Source organism: uncultured Tessaracoccus sp., from assembly GCF_947286155.1.
Classification (GTDB): domain Bacteria; phylum Actinomycetota; class Actinomycetes; order Propionibacteriales; family Propionibacteriaceae; genus Arachnia.
In genome coordinates this window covers 1-21,058 of the sequence record NZ_CAMYPD010000003.1, presented here as the reverse complement: position 1 = coordinate 21,058, position 21,058 = coordinate 1, and the positions used below count along the sequence as shown (strand labels likewise).

Annotated in this window: 16 protein-coding genes, 3 tRNA genes and 1 pseudogene; 11 read left to right on the top strand and 9 right to left on the bottom strand. The window is 63.9% G+C overall.

What is annotated here, in order from left to right; genetic code table 11:
* Window positions 1-401: 401 nt before the first annotated feature.
* Window positions 402-2,246, top strand: a complete 1,845-nt coding sequence (locus Q0X68_RS01220; RefSeq protein WP_297746362.1) for a hypothetical protein — start codon at window positions 402-404, stop codon at window positions 2,244-2,246.
* 44 nt (window positions 2,247-2,290) lie between these two features.
* Here the strand turns inward: Q0X68_RS01220 and Q0X68_RS01215 are convergent, their stop codons facing one another.
* From Q0X68_RS01215 to pseB, 3 genes are all read right to left on the bottom strand, one after another.
* Entirely contained in the window at window positions 2,291-3,253 is a 963-nt protein-coding gene (locus Q0X68_RS01215) for a hypothetical protein (RefSeq protein WP_297746359.1), read from the bottom strand.
* A 215-nt stretch (window positions 3,254-3,468) separates the two neighbouring features.
* Window positions 3,469-4,593, bottom strand: a complete 1,125-nt coding sequence (gene pseC, locus Q0X68_RS01210) for a UDP-4-amino-4,6-dideoxy-N-acetyl-beta-L-altrosamine transaminase (RefSeq protein ID WP_297746356.1) — start codon at window positions 4,591-4,593, stop codon at window positions 3,469-3,471.
* Window positions 4,594-4,597: 4 nt separating this feature from the next.
* Complete coding sequence (pseB, locus tag Q0X68_RS01205) at window positions 4,598-5,581, bottom strand: UDP-N-acetylglucosamine 4,6-dehydratase (inverting) (protein WP_297746353.1); 984 nt, start codon at window positions 5,579-5,581, stop codon at window positions 4,598-4,600.
* An 84-nt stretch (window positions 5,582-5,665) separates the two neighbouring features.
* On the opposite strand from pseB, the gene Q0X68_RS01200 reads away from it, so the two are divergent.
* The 3 genes from Q0X68_RS01200 to Q0X68_RS01190 all read left to right on the top strand — a co-directional run bounded on the left by Q0X68_RS01200 (window position 5,666) and on the right by Q0X68_RS01190 (window position 9,210).
* On the top strand, window positions 5,666-6,688 hold the full coding sequence (locus tag Q0X68_RS01200; RefSeq protein ID WP_297746350.1) for a PseG/SpsG family protein: 1,023 nt from the start codon (window positions 5,666-5,668) through the stop codon (window positions 6,686-6,688).
* Window positions 6,689-6,740: 52 nt separating this feature from the next.
* Window positions 6,741-8,108 carry a cytidylyltransferase domain-containing protein gene (locus Q0X68_RS01195; protein ID WP_297746347.1) on the top strand — a complete coding sequence of 456 codons (1,368 nt, stop codon included), beginning with the start codon at window positions 6,741-6,743 and terminating at the stop codon, window positions 8,106-8,108.
* Between the two features lie 130 nt (window positions 8,109-8,238).
* The gene (locus Q0X68_RS01190) at window positions 8,239-9,210 is read left to right on the top strand and encodes a hypothetical protein (protein WP_297746345.1); all 972 of its coding nucleotides are present in this window, start codon (window positions 8,239-8,241) and stop codon (window positions 9,208-9,210) included.
* A 54-nt stretch (window positions 9,211-9,264) separates the two neighbouring features.
* Here Q0X68_RS01190 and Q0X68_RS01185 read toward each other — a convergent pair whose 3' ends face one another.
* From Q0X68_RS01185 to Q0X68_RS01165, 5 genes and pseudogenes are all read right to left on the bottom strand, one after another.
* On the bottom strand, window positions 9,265-10,878 hold the full coding sequence (locus tag Q0X68_RS01185) for a L,D-transpeptidase (RefSeq protein ID WP_297746342.1): 1,614 nt from the start codon (window positions 10,876-10,878) through the stop codon (window positions 9,265-9,267).
* 122 nt (window positions 10,879-11,000) lie between these two features.
* A complete protein-coding gene (locus Q0X68_RS01180) occupies window positions 11,001-12,026 on the bottom strand; it encodes a hypothetical protein (protein WP_297746339.1) in 1,026 nt (341 codons plus the stop codon).
* 235 nt (window positions 12,027-12,261) lie between these two features.
* A pseudogene (gene argG, locus Q0X68_RS01175) lies at window positions 12,262-13,608 on the bottom strand (argininosuccinate synthase); the annotation flags it as partial.
* 64 nt (window positions 13,609-13,672) lie between these two features.
* The gene (locus tag Q0X68_RS01170; protein WP_297746333.1) at window positions 13,673-14,644 is read right to left on the bottom strand and encodes an NAD(P)H-quinone oxidoreductase; all 972 of its coding nucleotides are present in this window, start codon (window positions 14,642-14,644) and stop codon (window positions 13,673-13,675) included.
* Between the two features lie 521 nt (window positions 14,645-15,165).
* The gene (locus Q0X68_RS01165) at window positions 15,166-16,002 is read right to left on the bottom strand and encodes a pseudouridine synthase (protein ID WP_297746598.1); all 837 of its coding nucleotides are present in this window, start codon (window positions 16,000-16,002) and stop codon (window positions 15,166-15,168) included.
* A gap of 172 nt (window positions 16,003-16,174) precedes the next feature.
* Between Q0X68_RS01165 and Q0X68_RS01160 the strand changes: the two genes are divergently transcribed.
* Together Q0X68_RS01160 and Q0X68_RS01155 are read left to right on the top strand one after the other, a co-directional pair.
* Window positions 16,175-16,262 (top strand) — tRNA-Ser (locus tag Q0X68_RS01160).
* Window positions 16,263-16,318: 56 nt separating this feature from the next.
* Window positions 16,319-16,762: a hypothetical protein gene (locus Q0X68_RS01155; RefSeq protein ID WP_297746330.1), complete on the top strand. Its 444-nt coding sequence runs from the start codon at window positions 16,319-16,321 to the stop codon at window positions 16,760-16,762.
* A 3-nt stretch (window positions 16,763-16,765) separates the two neighbouring features.
* Here the strand turns inward: Q0X68_RS01155 and Q0X68_RS01150 are convergent, their stop codons facing one another.
* Window positions 16,766-18,562 (bottom strand): LCP family protein, encoded by a 1,797-nt coding sequence (locus Q0X68_RS01150; protein WP_297746327.1) that lies wholly within the window; start codon window positions 18,560-18,562, stop codon window positions 16,766-16,768.
* 117 nt (window positions 18,563-18,679) lie between these two features.
* Here Q0X68_RS01150 and Q0X68_RS01145 point away from each other — a divergent pair.
* The 5 genes from Q0X68_RS01145 (at window position 18,680) to Q0X68_RS01125 (ending at window position 21,053) form a co-directional block, all read left to right on the top strand.
* Window positions 18,680-18,773: transfer RNA gene (locus tag Q0X68_RS01145), tRNA-Ser, on the top strand.
* A gap of 106 nt (window positions 18,774-18,879) precedes the next feature.
* Window positions 18,880-18,955: transfer RNA gene (locus Q0X68_RS01140), tRNA-Arg, on the top strand.
* Window positions 18,956-19,072: 117 nt separating this feature from the next.
* Complete coding sequence (locus Q0X68_RS01135) at window positions 19,073-20,287, top strand: site-specific integrase (protein ID WP_297746324.1); 1,215 nt, start codon at window positions 19,073-19,075, stop codon at window positions 20,285-20,287.
* A 95-nt stretch (window positions 20,288-20,382) separates the two neighbouring features.
* The gene (locus tag Q0X68_RS01130) at window positions 20,383-20,724 is read left to right on the top strand and encodes a hypothetical protein (RefSeq protein WP_297746321.1); all 342 of its coding nucleotides are present in this window, start codon (window positions 20,383-20,385) and stop codon (window positions 20,722-20,724) included.
* 29 nt (window positions 20,725-20,753) lie between these two features.
* Entirely contained in the window at window positions 20,754-21,053 is a 300-nt protein-coding gene (locus Q0X68_RS01125) for a hypothetical protein (protein WP_297746318.1), read from the top strand.
* Window positions 21,054-21,058 lie beyond the last annotated feature (5 nt).

The window sequence follows — 21,058 nt, the reverse complement described above, 5'->3', positions numbered from 1 at the left end:
TGGTGTTACGTTCGCACCACTTGGCTCTCATCCGCGTCCCCTGGTAAGACAATGCCCGCTGGCTTGCGGGCTCGCTCGTCGTCGCGGTGCACTTCGCCTCTGGGCACATGGTTGACGGTACCACCGGCTCTCGAGGTACGGCTATGGACTGGTTCCACTCGGTTACCTACCCGATGCGTTTGCCGTTGTTCATTCTGCTTGTCGGATACTTCGAACTGGGCGCTGTGGAAGACGCCCTGGCAGCACTTGGTTTCGACTCGGCAGGGGGCAGTAAACGTGTTGAGTCGTAGGGGTCCCAGGCGTATGCGCCGCGAACACGCCGTAACGTGGAGCCTCGATGGTAATCTCTTGCGATGGCAGGCCCGCCTGCCGGTATCCCCGGATCAAGGAGACGATGCAACGTGGTGACCACCCCGGATCCCAATCACCCCGGTGTGCAGCTGCTGGGCGGCGATATGCAGATGTGGTCGGACTTCGATCCGGGCCGCATGAGTGATGATCTCACTATCTTGCCCCGCCCCCATAAGCTTTGGCAGCTGCTGCTGCAGCCCACCCTGAGCCGCGCCACTGGGCGCACCCTCTTGCTGGGCGCTGAGGCCGCCAAATGCATAGGGTTGCTGCCCGCCGACGCACAAGTTGACGTGATCGTGCGATCCCGTACCGACGCCGGCGTGGTCGTCGCAGCCCGTCCCGGGACACGTGTATGGGCCGGCTCGTACACGCGCTTCGACTCCACCGAGCCCTACGACCTCGTTGTCTCACTGGACACGGTGGAAACGCTCGTCACGCCCGACGATGAGCCCACTACCAGCCAAGAGCTGGTGCGTCGCGCGTTCCAATGGGCCGCCGACGGTGGTTCGCTCTGCCTGCGCATCCCCAACCGTCTGGGTATTGACACGCTGTTGGCTGAGCATGCCCCGGTGGGCGAAGAATGGGGTGCCACCGACCCCGGTCTCACTCAGAGAGAGCTGGCCACCTTCGCGAACAAGGCGAACACCCTGGCCGTGGTCGGCCGTGTACCGCGAATGCTGGTATCGGAGTCCGTCGCGGAGGATGAGCGCTATGCGGGTCTGCTCACCACGGCAACTTGTAGCGCACTCATCGATGAACTCGCTCCCGACACGATCCTGCGTGACCCCATGAGCGTTGTGCCGTCTATCGTCGAGGCAGGCGAACTCATGCGGCTCGCGCCGAGCTGGATTCTCGTGCGTAGCGTCGACGAATTGCCATTGCTGCTCATCGACGCAGACCATCCGTTCGGTGATCCGAAGGCAGAGGTCGTTGGGCTGGAGGAAGAGTCGCAAAAGGATCCAGAACGTGAGGATTCGAGCGAACCTGACAGTTCCTGGTCTCGCTGGATCGAGGCCGACGATGAGGGCGGCTACACCGTTCGCGCTTTCGGCCGTATGACGGGACTTGGCCCTCTTTGGCGCGATGTCGATGTGAGTGCTGAGGCTCAGCTGGCCAGCGTGGTGCTCGAGGCACGCTGGCGTGAAGCGGCAGCTTCCGGTCAGCTCGAGCCGCTGCGCGACCAAATTCGCCGCTGGGCTCGTTGGGTGGACGCCCTGGACCATGAACAGGCATGGTTCGCGACCCCTGACAATGTGGCTGTCCACCCGGACGGATCGCTGAGCCTCCTGGACGCCAGCTGGCGTTGGATCGAAGGGAACGACCCGAACGCTGCAAAGGTGCTAGGGCTCCGCCGCTTCGCGATGAGGATGCTTGCCACCGGTGCATCGCACCCGTGGCCGGCCAACATTACTCTCGACGGTGTCACGGAAGCCTTGGCCCTCATGGCTGGGCTTTGCTGGAGTGAAAACCTCCTCGAACGGGCCGTGCGTGTCGGCGAACGCATCAAGCTGCTCAGCACTATCGCCGACGAATCTCACGTAGAAGATCTCGTCGAGCGTAGCCTAATCCTCGGGCGCCAGCACCAGCTTTCGCTGGGAGCCGCGATGGGCCGCGAGGCACAGCAGCGTCTTCTCAACCGCCTCGGCAACGAGGCTGCGGAACAGCAGCTGAAGATGGAATGGTACGAGCGGCACGTGCGTCGTCGCGACGGTCAGCTCAACGGCCTCGAGCGGCAGCTTGAAAGCATCGAAGCGTCCGTCCCGTACAAGATTGCCCGAGGCATAACATGGCCCGGCCGCGCCGCGATCCGCGGGGCGAAGGGCATTGTTAAGCGCGCACTCCCACCGTCGGCGTGGCAGAGGCTCATCTCGTTCGCCAAGAAACGGCTGCGCTGATCGTCTGACGTCGAGCCATATGGCATCCCAGCTGACGGCTGGAGTCAGTCGTCGTCGCTCAATACTGCGATCAGGTCCTGTGTAGGAGCGCTATCGAGCCCGCCGTCGTCATCCATAGGCGCGAACTCCGATGTCTGGTGCTCTATACCCTTCCAACCAAATAGCATGCGCAGTTCGTCGGGGGTGAGCAGCTCCTGCGTGCCGAGCTCGGTGTTGGCAAGCTGGCGTGCGTAGCCCTTCGGTACGAACGCCTGATGGGCCTCCGGAAAAAGCCGCAGTTGCTTCTCGAGCCCGCCTAACACCGCATGGTCGCCCTCAAGCGTCATCGGGTCACCATAGACGCCGATATCCAGTCCGAGGGACGCAGCGTAGAGCAGGGCTGAGCCCATGCGGTTACTGATGGCACGCGAGTGCTGTTGCACTTCCGCGAGCTGTTTGTCGAGGAACCAGTGGTCGCCGCCCTTGTACATGAATCCACGGGTGCCGTGCGTGATGACCCTCACACCCATTCTTTCGTAGGCATGCCGGATCGACTTGTCGCGGTACTCATCCCAGTAGAGGCACACCGTCAGCGGTACATCACCTTCGACGGCACGTACTTCCTCGAGCAGCCCCTCGTGTGAGCCCTGAAGCTTCTGACCTTCCCACCCATGGAACGGGTAGAGGATCACGCTGTTACCTTTTGGTTTCGGCGGGCGCATCGGGTCGATGCCCTTGAGCTTTAGCAAATATGCCCAAGGCGAGCCGATCACGACGTAGTCCTTCAGGCCGACGGTGCGCCCACGGCGCGCGACGGCGCGCGACCATACAAACTTCTTGAACCTGGGAACCAACTCGGTGCCGACGGCGTACCCGTCCCATAGATTCCAACCGTGCTGGACGTAGCCCTCGATACGCGGTGGGTTCGGGCCGGGTGTGCCCTCCCAATCCTGCATTTCTCCGCCATAGAGCCCCGCATATCGGGCAAGGATGTTCGCGTGTCCGTAGAAGTGGTTTGCGTGATGCACGATAGGAGCAGCTTTCTGTAGAGGGCCGCTCCACATTGTAGGCAGGGAACGCTGGATTTTCCTGTTTGGTGGTTAACAGGTGCATGGGTCCGTGCACCTGCTTGTATCGTCAGCCAGTCAGATGTACATCTCGGAGGTGATAGGACATCGGCTCAGTGTCAAAAGTGTGCTCGACTACGAACTAACTTCTAACACTGAAACGATGTAGGCGACAGCTACGACGCCAGCACGTCGGCGAGAGTCTCGATGACCTGCGTCTGCTGATCGTCGGTGAGATCGGCGAACATCGGCAGCGAGAGCTCTTCGGAGTAGAAGCGCTCTGCGTTGGGGCACATGCCGCGCTTGTAGCCCAGATCTTCGAACACCGGGTGCCAGTACACGGGAATGTAGTTCACCTGCACACCGATGCCACGCTCGCGCATCTTCTCGAACACTTCGCGGCGCCGTCCGCCGAGGATGCGGGCGGGGTAGAGGTGCCAGATGGGGTCGACGCCGTCGCGCACCGTGTGCGTCTCCACACCGTCGATGCCCGCCAGGTCGCGCTGGTAGCGCTCGAAAATTTCACGTCGACGCTGCTTGAACTGCTCCAGGCGCTGCAACTGCGACAAGCCGAGAGCGGCGTGCACGTCGGAGAGGCGGTAGTTGAGGCCCCACTCGTGCACCTCCTGGTGCCAGGGACCCTCGTCGGGGTAGCGCATGCGGGCCTTGTCGCGCACCAGGCCAATGAAGTGGAACTCGTGCGCACGCTGGCCGAGTTCCTCGTCGAGCGTTGCGACGGCACCACCCTCGGCGGTGGTCATGTTCTTCGTCGGGAAGAACGAGAACGTAGTGATGTCCGCCATGGAACCGACGGCGCGTTCCCCGATGTGTGAGCCGATGGAGTGGGCTGCATCCTCGACGGTGATCGCCCCTGCATCATGAGCGATCTCGTTCAGGCGGTCGATCTCGACGGGTTGGCCGGCGTAGTCGACGCCCGCCACCACCTTCGTGTTGCTGTTCACCAGGGCTTCGACGGCGTCGGGTGCGATATTGGCGGTCTCATCGATGTCCGCGAACTGCACCTTGGCGCCACAAGCTAGGGCGCCGGATGCCGTCGCGACGAAGGTCATCGGCGTGGTGATGACCTCGTCGCCTGGCCCAACGCCCGCAGCCGCATACGCGATGTGGAGCGCGGCGGTGCCGGACGTGCAACTCACGACGCGCTTCGCGCCGGTGTACTGCGCGAGGGCCTCTTCGAAACGTGCGACGAACGGGCCGGTGGTCAGCCAGTCGCCGCGCAGCACCTCAGCGACGGCCTCGATGTCGGCGTCGTTGATGGACTGGCGTCCGTAGGGAAGCATGGGCTCAGACCTCGGTTTCGAGGATCTTCATCATTTCCTCGCCCGTGAACCACAGGTCATTGCGGTCAGAGGTGTAGTGGAAGCCCTCCGGAACAGGGGTGCCCTCGGGCGCCTCGTAGCCCCACGTAGCAAGGTCGGGCTGCATCACATACCGGGTGTCGCTCACCTGAATGGTGCGTCGCCCCTCTTCCTCCGAGATCATTTCCTCGTGCAGCTTCTCACCCGGGCGAAGGCCAACCTCGTGCATCTCGGCGCCAGGAGCAACGGCCTGCGCGAGATCGGTGATCTTCATCGACGGGATGCGCGGCACGAACAGTTCGCCGCCCTGCATCTCCTCGAACGAATCGACGACGAACTGCACGGCCTGCGGAAGCGTGATGAAGAATCGCGTCATGCGGAAATCGGTGATGGGGAGCGACTTCCCTTCCGCAGCAAGCCTGCGGAAGAACGGGATCACGGAGCCGCGCGAGCCCATCACGTTGCCGTAGCGCACGACGGAGAACCGCGTCGGATAGGCAGCAGCGTAGTGGTTGCCCGAGATGAACAGCTTGTCGGCGGTGAGCTTGGTGGCGCCGTAGAGGTTGATGGGGGAGGAAGCCTTGTCGGTGGAGAGCGCGACGACCTTCTTCACGCCCGCGTCGATAGAGGTCTCGATAACATTCTGAGAGCCCATGACGTTCGTCTTCACGAACTCGTAGGGGTTGTACTCCGCGGTATCCACCTGCTTGTAGGCGGCGGCGTGCACGACGTAGTCGATGTCCTTCATGGCGCGCGCAAGACGGTGCTGGTCGCGGATATCACCCAGGAACCAACGCAGACGCTCGTCGTTGTCGAACATCTGGCGGCACTCGTACTGCTTGAGTTCGTCGCGGCTGAAGATAACCACGCGGCGCGGGTTGAAGTCCTTCAGCACACGCGTGATGAACGCCTTGCCGAAGGACCCGGTGCCACCGGTGATGAGGATCGACGAATTCTCGAGAAGGCTCACGAGTACTCCTATGTTGTGAATGAGACAGACGGAAGCAGGCATGCCACCGCACAGTTACCGTTGGCAAAGCCTACCATTTGCGGTATGGACTCCCACCAATCTACGCCCCTTCACGTTGCGATTCGGTGCGACGCGCTTTCTACCCGCGGTACCGGACACCTCGTGCGGCAAACCGCGCTCGTGCAGGAACTGCGGTCCAGAGGACATGTCGCAACGCTGTTTGGAGAGTGTGACGTCGAGTGGGCTCGCCAGCAGGCAGCCTCCGTCGGGCTCGAGTTTGTGCCCCCTGCCGACGACTTCGTGGCGCAGCTCACCGCAGCCGGTTGCGACACACTCATGATTGACGGGTACGAGTTTCCAGCGTCACTCGGCGCCGACGCGCGGGCAGCAGGATTCCCTGTACTGGCCATGGTCGATGGTGACTTCGGGCGTCACCAGGAGGCCGACATCTACATCGACCAGAACCTCGGCTCCGACGACCCCGCCTTACCGAACTGGCTTGTCGGCCCAGAGTATGTGCTGCTTCGCGACGTCGTTGTACACCGACGAGGCACCCCCCGTCCAGCAAACCGACCGCCCAAGGTGCTCGTGGTATTCGGCGGGTCTGACCCCTTCGGCGGATGCCCCGTCGCCGCTGAATTGCTGCTGTCGACGGGGCTGCCGGTCCACGTCGTGGCGATCGCTGCGTCGCCAGAACGTCGGGCCGCGCTTGAGGCGCTGGAGCTTGCCGAGAGTCAGTCGCTGGAGGTGCTGGGTACGCAGGACGACCTCCCCGGCCTAGCGTTGACGTGCGACTTCGTGATCTCCGCATCGGGGTCGAGCGTGTGGGAGTTCGCCTGCCTCGGCATCCCCACCGGCCTGGTGTGCGTCACGGATAATCAGATCACTGGCTACGAGGCGGCGACGGAATCCCTCGCCGTCCCGGTGGGCCACCTCGAAGCGCTGCGCGCCGACGAGCAAGCTCGCACCGCCGCCTCCGTCGCACTCACCCGGATGCTCGAAGACCGGGCATGGCTTGACGAGCTGAGTGTGCAAGGCCGAGCCCTCGTCGACGGCGAGGGACGTCGTCGAGTGGTGGCAGCGATGGAAGGCATTGCCGCCCGCTGATTATCCGAGGCGTGAGCATCAGTCGAGGTGGTGCACGAGTAGGCTGGCCGGTATGCGTACCCGTGTGGTGATTCAGTCTCGTCTTTCGTCGTCCCGGCTGCCCGGCAAAGCGCTCATGACCGTTGGAGGCATGCCGCTTGTCGAACTGGTTGCCCGTAGGGCCTCGCGTACTGGGTTTGAAGTTGTGGTGGCTACGTCGGTTGAGATGTACGACGACAGAATCGCCGCCACACTCCAGCCCGCCGGCATCCGGGTGCTTCGGGGCTCGCTCGACGATGTGCTCTCGCGCTTCCTCGACGCGACATCCGACCTTGCCGAGGACGACCGCGTGGTGCGGTTGACTGGCGACAACCCCGTCGCCGACGCGGATCTCGTCCAGGAACTCATCGACGAAATGGACCGAACCGGGCGTGAATACGGACGCGTCGACATCGACGTCGTTCCCGAGGGCCTCGGCGTCGAAGTGTTCCCTGTTAGGCTGCTGCGCCAGGCCGGCAGGGAGGCCGTCGACTCGTACGACCGCGAGCACGTCACCCCTTGGATCCGACGCCACACAGACGAACTGCTCTTCGCACCCCGACGCAACCCCGGCAAGCCCGCGGTCTACCGCGCCACCGTCGACTGCCTTCATGATTTCATCCGCGTCTCCCGACTCTTCGACGGCTACGCCGACCCCGTCACCGTCCCCTGGGCAGACGTGATGGACAGCCTCGTCGGACACGTGCGAGCGCTCGGGCCGATCGCCAACGTGGTGCCCGACGTTGCACCGCGGCTCACCAGCCTGGTACTGGGCGTGGACAACCTGGGATGGAACGGTAAAGAGCATGAGGCGGCGACCATCCGCGAGGTATTCACCCGGGCGGTAGAGGCCGGGGTATCCGACGTCGTGTGCACTGCCGACGCGGCCCCCCTGGTCGCGACCGGGCTGCTGCCCATGCTGAAGCAGCGCATGGGCGTCTCTGTGGTGCTGCCGTCCGTCATCGAATCGCCGGCGCCCGAGCTGGAGCTGCGCTACCGCATCGAACGCGCGCGCACGGAATCGGGACATGCCGCGCTACGTACGGTGTTCTTGCAGGAAGCCGACCTCGTCTCCGAACACGCCGGAGCGCTCCTCGACGTGCTGGCTGACTACCGGGAACGCAACGTGCTCAAGGAAATTGGTGCCGTGGTGAAGCCCGACGGCGTGCTCAAGCCCGGAGCGATTGCCGAGGTGAGTGTCGCTGCGACGTATCTGGGCGATGACGCGGCGCCCGAAACCCTCACCGAGTGGCACGACGCCGGAGCGATCACCGTCGGTATTGCTCCGCAGGAGGCCAAACAAACGCAGATCACCGAGCAGATGCGCAGCGACGCCATCGACACCGTCGTGGTGCAGCCGGTCGGCCGCCGCGAGCTCACCTCACTGCTGACTGCGAGGTGAGCGTTCAGTGTCAGAAGTTTGCTCGTCGACGAACCAATTCCTGACACTGACACAATCGAACAGCGAAATAGTGTTGTCCTACGACGCGTAAGATCTCGTCTCCGGGAGCCATGGCCGCGACGATGGGCACATGCACCAGCGTTCCGCACTGCCGCCGTCGCTCCGAGCCCGCATCACCGACCAGCACGGAGCGTTCACCGTCGCCCAAGCGCTGCAACACGGCATGACACGCAGCGCGTTGCGCTCCCATCTGCGACGTGCGACTCGGGTTGCCGAAGGGCTGTACATCCTCGGTACGGTCACATGGTTAGGGTTCGTGCATGCAGCGCTCCTGCGCGGAGGGCCAGGCGCCCACGTGAGCGGGGCGGCAGCTGGATTCATCCACGGCGCGCTCCGACGCGAGCCCGGCCACATCGTCGTGTGGGCGTCATCGCGACGAGACAGCCTCCAGCTTGGTGCCTACCGAGCCACCTTCCGACGGGGTGCCCGACCAGCATTCGGCGTCCCCGCACGTGCGAAGCTCGAGGAAGCGCTACTCGACATGGCGTCGGAAGCCGACGAAGTCACCTTTGTGGAGGGCGTCACTCGCGCGTTGCAGACCAAGCGCACCACCGCGTCGAGGGTGCTCGACGCCGCCTCGCGCCGCACGAGGGTAGCTCGGCGCGCGCTCCTTGAGGGGCTGTGCTCCTCGGAGAGTGAGGGCATTCACAGCCCGCTGGAGTGGATGTTTCAGCAGCGCGTTGAGCGAGCGCACCAGCTGCCGCCTCCGACGCGCCAAGCCGTGGTGCAAGATGGCGAGTTCGTCGACGCGCTCTACGACGACTACCTGCTCGCGGTGGAAGTCGACGGGCGAGAGTTTCACGACGCACGCAGCGACGCCCGACGTGACAACCGCAACGCGCTTCGTCGTGGGATTACCACGCTGCGCTACACATGGGAACGCGTCATGTTCGACGCGTGTGCCGTCGCGGCAGAGATCGTCGAGGTGCTGCGCAGCCACGGGTGGCAAGGGAGCGGAACATGCCCGTCATGCAGTCCCAGTGTCAGAAGTTTGCTCGTCAACGAACCAATTCCTGACACTGAAGCACACGCAGGTGCTTAGAACAACGAGTCGGGCCACCTCCAGAGGGAAGTGGCCCGGCTCACTGAGCGTCGATCAGTACACGACGACCTTGTCACCGTTGCGGATCTGCTTGTACATCCAATCCAGGGTCTTTGCATCGCGGATGTTGATGCAACCGCCCGAACCCGGATGGTTCCAGCCCACGCGAGCGAAGTTCGACGAGTAATGCACAGCCTGGCCGCCATCGAAGAACATCGCCCACGGCATCGCGGTGCCGTAGATGCTGGAGACGTGGTGCCGCGACTTCCAGTACACGTAGTGCACGCCGTTGCGCGTCGGGTTGCTGCGGGCGCCAAAGCGGGCGTCGAGCACCTTCACGACCTTGCCGTCCATCACGTAGTAGAGCTTCCGGTCCTTCTTCGACGCGCACATCACGCGGGCACCGGAGTAGCAGCGCGAATCAAGATTGTAGGCAGGATTGGTGCGCCGGAAGGTGACAGTGTTGGTGCGAACCACCTGACCGCCCGGGTAGCGGCCTGCGACGCGGTATTGGTAGGTGCCGGGTGTGTTGGCGCCGTAGGTGAGGGGGATGGCGTAGAAGCCCGACGAGTTCGTCTTGCTGGTTTGAGAGCGCGACCAGGTGCCGTTGGGGAGGCGCACTTCGGTCCATACCTGGATGTTTGAGCCTTGGCTGAACGTGCCCCACGCGTTTGCCGTTGTGCGTACTGGCGCAGTACCCGCGGTCTTGATGGACGGCGCAGCGACACGCGTAAGCTTCACGGAATTCGTGCGCACGACGGCACCGCCCGGGTAGCGGCCTGCAACGCGGTATTGGTAGGTGCCGGGGGTGTTGGCGCCGTAGGTGAGGGGGATGGCGTAGAAGCCCGACGAGTTCGTCTTGCTGGTTTGAGAGCGCGACCAGGTGCCGTTGGGGAGGCGCACTTCGGTCCATACCTGGATGTTTGAGCCTTGGCTGAACGTGCCCCACGCGTTTGCCGTTTGGCGTACCGGTGCAGTACCCGCGGTTTTGACGGTGGCCTGGGGCGCACGACGAACTACCTGCGCATCATCTGTGTAGACGACGGTGCCATCCGCGTACCGAGCGCCCACACGGTAGCGGTAGCTGCCGGGGGTGTTTGCACCATAGGTGAGGGGGATGACGTAGTTGCCACGCGCGTCAGTAGTCCGGGTTTGGGAGCGCGACCAGCGGCCGTTCTTCAGCCACACCTCCGTCCAAACTTCTGCCGAGGAAGCACCGTCGATGACACCCCACGCATTCGCTGTGGCGCCCACCAGCGACCAATTCGCGGTGGAAATGGTGGGCTTGCGCAGGCGAGTGACTTCAACCGTCCGCGATTCTGTGTTGCCGAGGGAGACGCGCACGTCGTGCGTGCCTGCAGCCTCGAGACCGGACAGCTGCAACGTGAACGAACCGTTGCCTGCCGTGTTGGTGCTTCCGACGGTTACCCAGCGTCCGTCTGAGTATGCGCTCGCCACGAGCTTTCCAGACTCACACCCCGACGTAGAGCCGGTGATCTCGGTTGCCGAGCCAACGATCAATGAGTGTGCCGGGTTCACGTCGACAGTGCACTCGGTGGTGGGTGCGGCCGCTGCAGTCAGCCCGGTGCCGAGCATCGAGAGTGCGAGTGTTGCAGCTGCGGCTGCGCGCCAGGCGCCTGGCATCGTCCCCGTGTCGTTGGTCTTCATGTCGTTCTCCCCAAACTTGAAGTCAGTGCCCTGAAGGCAAGGTAAGCATGACACTTCGGAGGCCATTCAACCAACTCTGGGCTCACGTGCCCACTTCTTTTCCGGACACCAGCCGTTATCCCTTACGGGATGGAGATGTGCACATGGTCATAGTGATCAGCGCGGGCGCTGCCTCGGCTACGCATTAGCCGCCAACCTTCACTGGAGCGCTGCCTCGTCCAGATTCGACGCTCGTAGATGATCTCTTGCACGCCCAGCCTGTCAGCGTGGCGGTGCATCATGTGGGCTACTTCCCAGCCCCGCGAGCCAGAGACCATCACGTCGATGGCCCGCCCAGTGGAGTGGAACGTGGCGTTGTACCGGGAGCCACGGCCCACGTAGCGAGTGACGTTGGGGAACTCATGGCATACCGCGCGCAGCGCTCGCTTCGCACGGGTTTGCAGCCCACGTTCGGCATGGGCCGCGCGAGAACAGGACGAAAAATTGAAATCCCGGCGTTTCAGAGTGAACGGCTTGGAGCGCACAACTCGCCCTTGGAACACGCCGGCAACACGCCAGCGGTACGTGCCGATGCTGTTCGCGCCGTAGGTGAGAGGGATGGTGAATCCGCCGCCAGCCCGAGTGGTTGATGCTTGCGAGCGCGACCACGAACCGTTCGCAAGCTGCACTTCGGTCCACACCTTCGTGCCCGCGGGGCCTGGGAACGTGCCCCACGTGAACGTCGGTTGCCGAATGAGCTTATTGGGCGCACCCTTCGCGACGGGCGCAGCGACGCGGGTGAGCGTCGTCGCTGCGGAGCGCACGACACCCTGAGGCGTTGCAACTGCGAGGCGCCAATGCGTCGTCCCGGGCGTGGTGGCACCGTACGTGAGCGGCACCGTGTAGGAACCCTTGGCGTTGCTTTGAGCGAACTGGGAACGCGACCAGTCGCCGCTGGGGAGCCGCACCTCCGTCCAAACCTTGCTGTTTGGAGCTGACGGAAGAGCCCCCCACAGGAAGGTGCGTTCGCCGGTGAGCTTCGTGCCTGCGGTGTTTGCCGTCGGACGCTGCTGGTCGGCGTGGGCGGGTAGCCCCAGGCTGAGTAAGACGGCAGCTAATACCGCGGCCATGCAACGACGAAGCGCAGACTGGGTGTTGGCCCGTGCCATAGGAATTCCCCCGAACTGTGGTGCAGGTTTGTTGACCGATACAGTACATCATCCTGAGAAGTTCTCAGCAAATTCCCAGCTTGAGGGGCGGCGTCAAACATGCGACGGGGTGAGGTGCATACGTGCAGCCTCACCCCGTCGAAAGAAGGTGTACGGATCAGTCCGTGCCGGAGTCGAACGACGAGCGCAGCCCTGCCGCGTCGATGTCATCATCGGGCTGGGGCGCGCCGAGCTCTGCGATCTGCGCAGCGCCGCCGGCCTCGATCTCGCCGAACAGCTTCGCCTGCTGGACACCGAGCGTGCCCTGGGAGGCGTAGAGCTCGAGCTTCTCACGCGAGTCCGCGATGTCCAGGTTGCGCATGGTGAGCTGGCCGATGCGGTCGGTGGGGCCGAACGCCGAATCCTCGACGCGTTCCATCGAGAGCTTGTCGCCGTCGTAGCTGAGGTTCGGGCCGGTGGTGTTCAAGATGGTGTAGTCGTCGCCGCGGCGAAGTCGCAGCGTGACCTCGCCCGTCACAGCCGACGCCACCCAGCGCTGGATGGATTCGCGCAGCATGAGCGACTGTGGGTCCAGCCAGCGCCCCTCGTACAGCAGGCGGCCCAGACGCAGCCCCTGCTGGAAGTAGTTTGAGAGGGTGTCCTCGTTGTGAATGGCGGAGAGGAGGCGCTCGTACGCGATCCAGAGCAGCGCCATGCCCGGCGCCTCGTAGATACCGCGCGACTTTGCCTCGATGATGCGGTTCTCGATCTGGTCAGCCATGCCCAGGCCGTGGCGGCCACCGATGGCGTTGGCCTCGATCACCAGGGCGACGGCGTCGTCGAAGCGCTTGCCGTTGATGGCGACGGGGCGGCCCTGCTCGAAGGCAATGCGCACATCCTCGGTGTCGATTCTCACGGCCGGGTCCCAGAACTTCACGCCCATGATGGGCTCGACCGTCTCGAGTGACACGTCGAGTGCCTCGAGGGTCTTGGCTTCGTGCGTGGCGCCCCAGATGTTAGCGTCGGTGGAGTAAGCCTTCTCCTTGGAGTCGCGGTAGGGGAGGCCTCGTTCGGTGAGCCACACGCTCATCTCGTCGCGACCCCCCAGCTCGCTGACGAATTGTTCGTCGAGCCAGGGCTTGTAGATGCGCAACTGCGGGTTAGCCATGAGCCCATAGCGGTAGAAGCGCTCGATGTCGTTGCCCTTGTAGGTGGAGCCGTCGCCCCAGATCATCACGTCGTCTTCGGCCATCGCGCGCACCAGCATGGTGCCGGTGACAGCGCGCCCGATCGGGGTGGTGTTGAAGTAGGCGCGGCCGGCGGAGCGGATGTGGAACGCGCCGCAAGCCAGCGCTGACAGGCCCTCCTCGACGAGCGGGCCGCGTACATCGACGAGACGCGAAATCTCAGCGCCGTACTCCTTCGCACGCCCAGGCACCGACTCGATGTCCGGCTCGTCGTACTGGCCGATGTCGGCGGTGTAGGTGCAGGGAATCGCACCTGCTTCGCGCATCCAAGCCACAGCCACCGAGGTGTCGAGGCCACCAGAGAAAGCGATGCCGACGCGTTCGCCGACGGGAAGAGAAGTCAGTACCTTAACCACACTTCTACCCTAGGGCATTCGCATCCCACTGGCAGTTTCAGTCTCGCCGAGCCTGCAACACGCTCTACAGCTCCAGTACGATCTTGCCGACGTTGTCGCCGGACTCCAGCAGTTCGTGTGCGCGACGGACCTCGTCGAAGGGAATCCGGGTTTCCGGCGAGAGCTTGACCTTGCCGCTTCGCATCAGCGGCCACACCTGGCGCTCCACCTGGGCGCAGATCTCCGCCTTTTCGGCCTCGGGGCGGAAGCGCAGCGACGTGGCCGTCACCGTGCCTTGTTTACTGAGCAGCAAGCCGACGTTGAGCGTGCCCTTGACGCCGCCCTGCAGGCCGATCACCACCATGCGCCCGCGACGGGCGAGGGCCTTGACGTTTGCCTCGAGGTACTTGGCGCCAATGATGTCGAGGATCACGTCGGCGCCATGCCCGTCGGTGGCCTCCTTGAGGGCTGCCACCCAGTCGCCGTGGTAGTCGAGCGCGATGTCCGTGCCGTGTTGGCGGCAGTGTTCGAGCTTCGCCTCCGTGCCTGCGGTGGCTGCAACGCGCGCGCCCAGCGCCTTCGCGTACTGGGTGGCGAACGTGCCGATGCCGCCCGCGCCACCGTGCACAAGGAACGTCTCGCCTTCCTTGAGGGAGGTATGTTCCAGGTTGCTCACGACGGTGGCCGCCACCTCGAGCACACCCGCGGCGCTCACGAGATCGACGCCAGGGGGTGGGGAGATAAGCTGACCTTCGGGAGCGACGAAGTACTCCGCCGCGCCGCCACCCGCGAGGAGCGCGACGACTTCGTCGCCGACGTTCCAGCGCTCGCATCCTTCCGCGACGGCTTCCACCACTCCTGACGCCTCGAGGCCGAGCACGTCGGTGACGCCCTTCGGTGGCGGGTAGTGGCCCTGCCGCTGCAGCACGTCGGCGCGGTTCACGCCGACTGCCGTGGTGCGCACCAGCACCTCACCGGGGGCTGGGTAGGGCTTCTCGACTTCAGCGATGGTGAGTGCCGACGCATCGCCTGGTTCGGGAACGATCACTGCCTTCATGTCTCCACCCTGCCACACACAGCAAGGCTCCGGGGTGGTGGGGGTGATCTCGCTCGGTGACTGAGGCGTGGTCACCTTCGGTGATTGAGTAGCAGGCGGCCGTCTCTCGGTGATTGAGTAGCGGGCGTAGCCCGCATATCGAAATCCCGAGATGCAACGCCTCAAAACTGCAAAACTCGCCATCAGTTGCGTGTCTCACGCTTGGCTGAGCGTAGAGGGGTGCGTCTGTTGGCGAGTTTTGCAGTTTCTTCAGTGGTGCACGCCGCTGGTGGCTGGCCGCTACTCAACCAGCGTTCCCCCGATCGTCGAGTAGGCCTGGCCAACTTTCGGTGATTGAGTAGCGGGCGTAGCCCGCGTATCGAAATCACTTCAGTTGAGCTTAGGTGGCAGGTTCGCGCCCAAACATGGACCGGAATCTGCCACCTAGCGGGTGGCTGGTTTCGATACGCGCCCTTCGGGCGCTACTCAACCACCTGGAGCGCGCCGGCGGCTCAAGCACCCGGCGCCGAGGCGCGGACCGCTCAACCAGCTGGAGGCGCAGCGTCGGGCCAGGGGAGCTGGCGACCACTTCGGAAGACGCGTTCGGAGCCGTCGACGGGGTCGACAAACCGCAGCTCGGCAGCGAGCAGCCCAAGCGGGTGGGTGAAGTCGTCGATGCTCCACGGCTGCACCACGGGATAGAGCGGGTCGTTCCACAGCGGGATGCCCAGCTCGAGGAAATGCATGCGGATCTGATGCGTCTTGCCGGTCAGCGGCGTCGCCTCGTACCGACCCCAGCCGTCGCGTGTCTCCAGCAGCCGCACGTCGGTGTGCGCGTTGGGTGGCAGGTCGAGGCGCTCGGCCTGCATCGTTCCCACCTGCTTCACCAGGTGCGACGAGACACGTCGCGGAAAGGTCAATCCATCGTCGACGGGGGCCATCACCTCGTAGGTTTTGTGCGTCGTCGGCTCCCCGAAGATCGAGTGGTACGGCGCTCGCCAGCGCTTCGTCGTGGCCATGAGCAGCACGCCCGCGGTGGCTCGGTCGAGTCGGTGCACCGCCGACAACTCCGGCAACCCGAGCGTCTGCCGCGCCCGCACCACGGCCGACTGTACGACGTGGCGGCCGCGGGGGATCGTCGACAGGAAATGAGGCTTATCGAACACCACAATCCGCTCGTCGCGATGCAACACCGTGAGTTCCCCGGGCACCTCGGGCTCGTCGCGCAACTCACGGTGAAACCACACGAAGGTGTGCGGTCGGTAGATCTCGTCGCCGGTCCACGGACGCCCCTGTTGGTCGACGAAGTCGCCGCGTTCCAGCATGGCATCGACGCGGTCACCGTCGGCGGCGAGCTTGTCACGCAAGAACGCGCCCATCGTCGGCCAAGGGAGCGCGTTGTTCGGGTCGCGATCAGGGGTGCGCACCCACGCCGCTTGCAGCCCGTGGCGGGGCGGAAGGGGAGACTTGGGCGGCATCGGGCGTCCTCACTGATCGATGGTGGTGCTGTGGCGTGAGCATACCGGGCGGGTGCGCTAAGCTCGTGGCTCTGGCGAGGTCGCATAGTGGACTAGTGCAGCCGCCTTGAAAGCGGCCGAGGTGCAAGCCTCCGTGGGTTCGAATCCCACCCTCGCCGCCAACACCACAAGTCCGACGCCGCGCGGGACTGGCCGGCCACGTGAGTACACTGCCGGTATGCCCGAGCGCACGTTCTTCCTCAAATCTCGTCCGCCGCTGCGCGCATTTCTCCTCGCTGCGCTGCTGAGCCTCGTCGGCGGGGTGCTGACCGTGCTATCGCTGCAACACGGATGGAACGCACTGGCGGTCGCCTTCTTCATCATCGTCTTGGTACTGGGCATCGCGCTGTTCACCATCGCGATTATGGCGACGATCAGGCTCGGCGTGCGGATCACCATCACCGACGACGGGTACAAGGTGTCGGGCACGCAGGCCACCCGCGAAGGGCAATGGAAGGATGTCTCGAAGGTCACCCAGGCCGTCGAAGGCGCGCACATCACCATCTACCACGGCGACGTCCGCCGCACCCACCTCATTTTCCCCGGCGGGCCGGCGCAGGCCCAGATGCAGGATGTCATCGACGAGATCATGGCCCGGCTCGAACGCGTCAAGCAGGGCTGAACCTCAGTCTTCCTTAGGGTTGAACGCGCAGGCGTCCGCGACATCTTGGGCGCCGTTACCGTTGTTCTTGCTGTTCCCCTCGTCGGTGTCGTGTGGCTCTTCGCTAGGGGTAGGCGCCGCCGTCGATTCCTTCGGCCCGTTGATGGCTTCTTGGACGTAGGCGCGCATGGCGTCGAAGTCGGGGTTTTGGTAGGAGTAGCCGTTCTTGCCCATCGTGAACGCGAGGCGCAGCATCTTCTGCTTCTGGGTTTTCAGCGCGAGATCGGTGAGCGACTCGAGCATGTGCTGCGGAATGTCGGTGAGCACCATGTCGCTCGACGCGCCCGCGATGGCCTCGAAACGAGTGAGAAGCGTCGTGGGGTTGGCCTGGTCGGTGATGGCCTTGATGAGGCACGACTGGCGCTCCATGCGTGAGTAGTCGCTGGTGCTCCAACGGCTGCGGGCGTACCAGAGGCCCTGGTCTCCGTTCAGGTGCTGGTTCGCGCCAACCTCGAGCCAATCCTTCGCGCGCCGGTTCTCGGAGTTACCGCCCATCGGAAGGCGCTCGTTGATGTTGACTGTGACGCCGCCCATGGCGTCGATGAGATTGCGCAACCCATCGATGTTGAGCAGTAGGAAGTAGTGCACGGGCAGGCCGGTGATGCCCTCCACGCCTTGCTTCAGAGCCTCAGCCCCGCGGTACGTCTGACCCTCGAACAGGTGAGGGTAGTCGCGATCAGTGCGCTCCCAGATGGCGTTGAAGTGCCACTCCGCAGGGTCGCCCTCGCCGCGGAATCCGTCGGGGAACTCTTTGGCCATCTCGCTGCCCTCGGGGAAGGGCGTGTACTGCAGATTGCGGGGGATCTGGATGAGCGTCGTGGCGCCTGTGGTGGTGTCGACGCTGGCGAGCATGACCGTGTCGGTGCGGAACCCGGAGCTCTCTTTCACACCGCTCGCGATACGGCCTTCGTCCAAGTCGGAGCCGATGAGCATGATGTTCAGACGCTTGAGGTCGCCAAACGGATTCTCCCCGCTGCCGTCCAGCGTCGGCTTGGAGCTCGACACCACCTCGTTATCTGAGCCGAACGTTTTGCTCAGCGTGCTCGCCAACACCTGCGAATAGGCGGCACCCACAGCCACCGGCGCTGCCACTGCGAGTGACAACACCCCGACGAGGACCGCTCCGGCGAGGCGCTTGCCCTGGCTGACCGCGCTGGAGCGCGTCGCGACATGCGTCATCACGATGAGCGCCACCCACAGCAAGCCCATGCCGATCAGGAGGGCCGTGACGATGTGCAGCACGCCTCTGCCCGATGCCAGGCCGACGGCAGCTGACGCAGCCGCCGCGATGAAACTCTCGTCTGGGTCGGGCTTCACCCGGGACGTGAAGAACATGACGCCGGCGATCGTCGCACCTACGAAGCCGAGCGCGACGAGCCCGCCCAGCCAGCGGTTTGCCTTCTGGCGACTGCCCACCAGGCCGAGGCCTGGGACCAGCGTCGAAAGGATGGTGAACAGCACCGTGCGGCGGAAACGAGGCTGCGAACTGGAAGCCGTGGTGTCCTCGACGTCGGCGTGTTCGGGTGCGGGATCGTCATCCTCGCGCAGGAAGTCGTCGAGGGAGGTTCGCTGCGACGTGGCGGACTGCGTGGCGTGAGATGCTTCGTCGGCGCGCCAGAGCGTCTCACGGGTACGCGGGCGCACCTCGGTGGGATCGTCGTCGGTGAGAAGACGTCGCGGGCGCGCATCTCGGAAGAGCCCCGAGAGGTCGGCGTCGCTCTCAGCTCCGCGTCGTGGCGCGGGAGTGTTGGGCTCGTCCATTCGTTTCCTCCTCGCGCCAGTGTAACCGCGCAGAGGAAGAAAAATGGTGTCGCGACGCCTCGAACAGCAGACAAGTTGCGCGCTCACCCTGTTTGGCCGGTACAGTTGGCCGTCGATGGAGGTGTCGCCTAGTCCGGTCTATGGCGCCCGCCTGCTAAGCGGGTTGAGGGCTTCAACCCTCTCGCGGGTTCAAATCCCGCCACCTCCGCCACCTCGCCCGGCGCGTTCCTGCGCCGGGCGGTTCCATATTGCGACGGTGCCTCGCCAGGGGATTTTGTGCTGAAGGCGAGGGGTGGGTATAGTTCTTTTCTGCCCAAGCGCACGTGGCTCAATGGATAGAGCATCTGACTACGGATCAGAAGGTTGGGGGTTCGAGTCCTCCCGTGCGCGCCAGGTGAAATGGCCCTGACTAGGGGAAATGCCTAGACGGGGCCATTTCCTTACCCCTCGGTGGTACCATGGAAACAGTATCGGAATGGGTGCACCAATGGGTACACCAAAGGGGGCGACGTGGCGCGACGGAAAAAGTTCGACCTTGAATATGGCGAGGGGAGTTTCTTCTTCGACGAGACGCGACAGCTATGGATAGGCCGGATTGAGGCAGGATGGACGCCCGACGGTAAGCGTCGACGCATCCAGGTCACTGCGCGGGACAAGAACACGTGCTGGGATCGTCTCACAGCGCGTCGAAAGGCGCTCGAAATCGATGGCGTAGCTACCGCGCTCCAGCGGTCAGTAACGCTCCAGGTGTGGTGCGAGCGGTGGCTGGAGGCCACACAGCAGACGCTACGCCCGAAGTCGTGGAGCAACAATCGGTCACAGGTGAAGCGGTGGATCATCCCCGAACTTGGGCGCAGAAAGCTCGAGGAGCTGACGCCAGCTGACGTGCGCCGGCTGGTCGATGCGATCCGGGCTAGCGGGGCGAGCACTACCACTGCCGCCAGCATCCAGGGATGCCTACAAAATGCCCTCAGGGCGGCCCGCGTCGAGGGGTACGCCGTGCCCGAGTCTGTTCTTGCGATGAGGCGTCCATCAAAGGCTGTCAATGACAGAACTGCGATCCCCCTCACGGACGCCATTAGGCTGATCGAACAGGCTCAACGCCAGCCGGATGCTGCACGTTGGGTCGCAGCTCTCTTGCAGGGGATGAGGCAAGGGGAGTGCCTGGGGCTGACATGGGAGGCCGTCAACTTCAAGGCAAGAACACTGGACGTGTCGTGGCAGCTACAGCCGCTGCCGTATGTATCGGGCAGGTCTGGAGAGTTCCGCATTCCTGATGGCTACGAGGTGCGCCAGCTCTACAAGTCGTTCCATCTGGTGCGGCCAAAGTCGCGTCCGCGCATGATCCCGATGGTGCCGTGGCTGGACGCGGCGCTGCGGCAGTGGCGCGAGGCCGCACCGGGGTCGCCGCACGGCTTGGTCTGGCCGCGTCGGGACGGCAGGCCTCAAACCTCACGCGCCGACAGTGAGGCATGGAAGGCACTCCAGTCCGCTGCGGGCGTGAGTAAGGGCGATGGCCTCTACGTCCTACATGAGGCGCGGCATACGACTGCGACGCTCCTACTCGCCGCCGGGGTAGATGAGGCGGTTATCACTGCGATTATGGGCCACAGCGACTACGCCACGACACAGACCTATCTGCACGCTCCTACCGAGCTGCTGTCGCGCGCCCTAGACCGGGTGGCCGAGCAACTCCAGCTAGCGAGTGCCGACGACGACAGATAAAAGATTTTCTGCTTTTCCCTATCCAGACTTGTACATCACTATGCAACGGTGTATAGTAGTAGACACAAGGACGGAAACGACAGGGAGAAACTACCATGGACGACATCATTACCCCCGACATCGCCGAGTGGACCAAGCCAGGCACCGGTCAGGTACGCCGCTACGTCAACAACTGGAATGAGTTGGCAGGAATCTGGGTCAACTACTACAAGAGCGGCAATGTCTGTGGTGTGGTGATTGACGATTTCGAGGATTCGGTATCCAACCGCAAGGGCGGAGCCACAGCCGCAGGGAAAGTATGGCTTGACGAGGATGACGTCTTGCATCTCGACTACCACTCTGACAGCTCGCTGCTCACCAAAGACGAGAAACGCGCACGCATCACCGCAGCACTCACAGCCGCCGGCATCACCGCCAACAACACACCCCAAAGCTAGCCCCCTTCAGCACCGAAAGGAACACCAAAATGACCACCGAACACGAAGCCACCATCGTGCACCTGCCAGACCTCATCCGGGGCGGTCGTGACCCTTGGCGGGGCACCATCGCTGAGCTGATTAACGACCATTTCCGCTACGGCTACCACCGAGACATGGTCGACATGATCGACCGCGCCAAGACTGCGGGCCTCTACCGCGAGGACGAGGAGACCGGCGAGGACAACCTCTACGAGGTGCTGCCCGAGCTGCTCGCAACCGACATCAAGGCGCTACGCGAGTTCACCGACGACCCCAACGCCACCTACGTCGCCGGGGGTGAGCTGTGATGAGC

What these genes read in the sequence shown, in the direction of transcription:
- Q0X68_RS01130 (WP_297746321.1), top strand. Translation starts at nt 20,383, where the DNA reads ATGGACGACATCATTACCCCCGACATCGCCGAGTGGACCAAGCCAGGC.
- Q0X68_RS01155 (WP_297746330.1), top strand. Translation starts at nt 16,319, where the DNA reads ATGCCCGAGCGCACGTTCTTCCTCAAATCTCGTCCGCCGCTGCGCGCA.
- Q0X68_RS01170 (WP_297746333.1), bottom strand. Translation starts at nt 14,644, where the DNA reads ATGAAGGCAGTGATCGTTCCCGAACCAGGCGATGCGTCGGCACTCACC.
- Q0X68_RS01125 (WP_297746318.1), top strand. Translation starts at nt 20,754, where the DNA reads ATGACCACCGAACACGAAGCCACCATCGTGCACCTGCCAGACCTCATC.
- Q0X68_RS01185 (WP_297746342.1), bottom strand. Translation starts at nt 10,878, where the DNA reads ATGAAGACCAACGACACGGGGACGATGCCAGGCGCCTGGCGCGCAGCC.
- pseC (WP_297746356.1), bottom strand. Translation starts at nt 4,593, where the DNA reads ATGCTTCCCTACGGACGCCAGTCCATCAACGACGCCGACATCGAGGCC.
- Q0X68_RS01150 (WP_297746327.1), bottom strand. Translation starts at nt 18,562, where the DNA reads ATGGACGAGCCCAACACTCCCGCGCCACGACGCGGAGCTGAGAGCGAC.
- Q0X68_RS01180 (WP_297746339.1), bottom strand. Translation starts at nt 12,026, where the DNA reads ATGGCACGGGCCAACACCCAGTCTGCGCTTCGTCGTTGCATGGCCGCG.
- Q0X68_RS01200 (WP_297746350.1), top strand. Translation starts at nt 5,666, where the DNA reads ATGGACTCCCACCAATCTACGCCCCTTCACGTTGCGATTCGGTGCGAC.
- Q0X68_RS01195 (WP_297746347.1), top strand. Translation starts at nt 6,741, where the DNA reads ATGCGTACCCGTGTGGTGATTCAGTCTCGTCTTTCGTCGTCCCGGCTG.
- Q0X68_RS01165 (WP_297746598.1), bottom strand. Translation starts at nt 16,002, where the DNA reads ATGGGCGCGTTCTTGCGTGACAAGCTCGCCGCCGACGGTGACCGCGTC.
- Q0X68_RS01190 (WP_297746345.1), top strand. Translation starts at nt 8,239, where the DNA reads ATGCACCAGCGTTCCGCACTGCCGCCGTCGCTCCGAGCCCGCATCACC.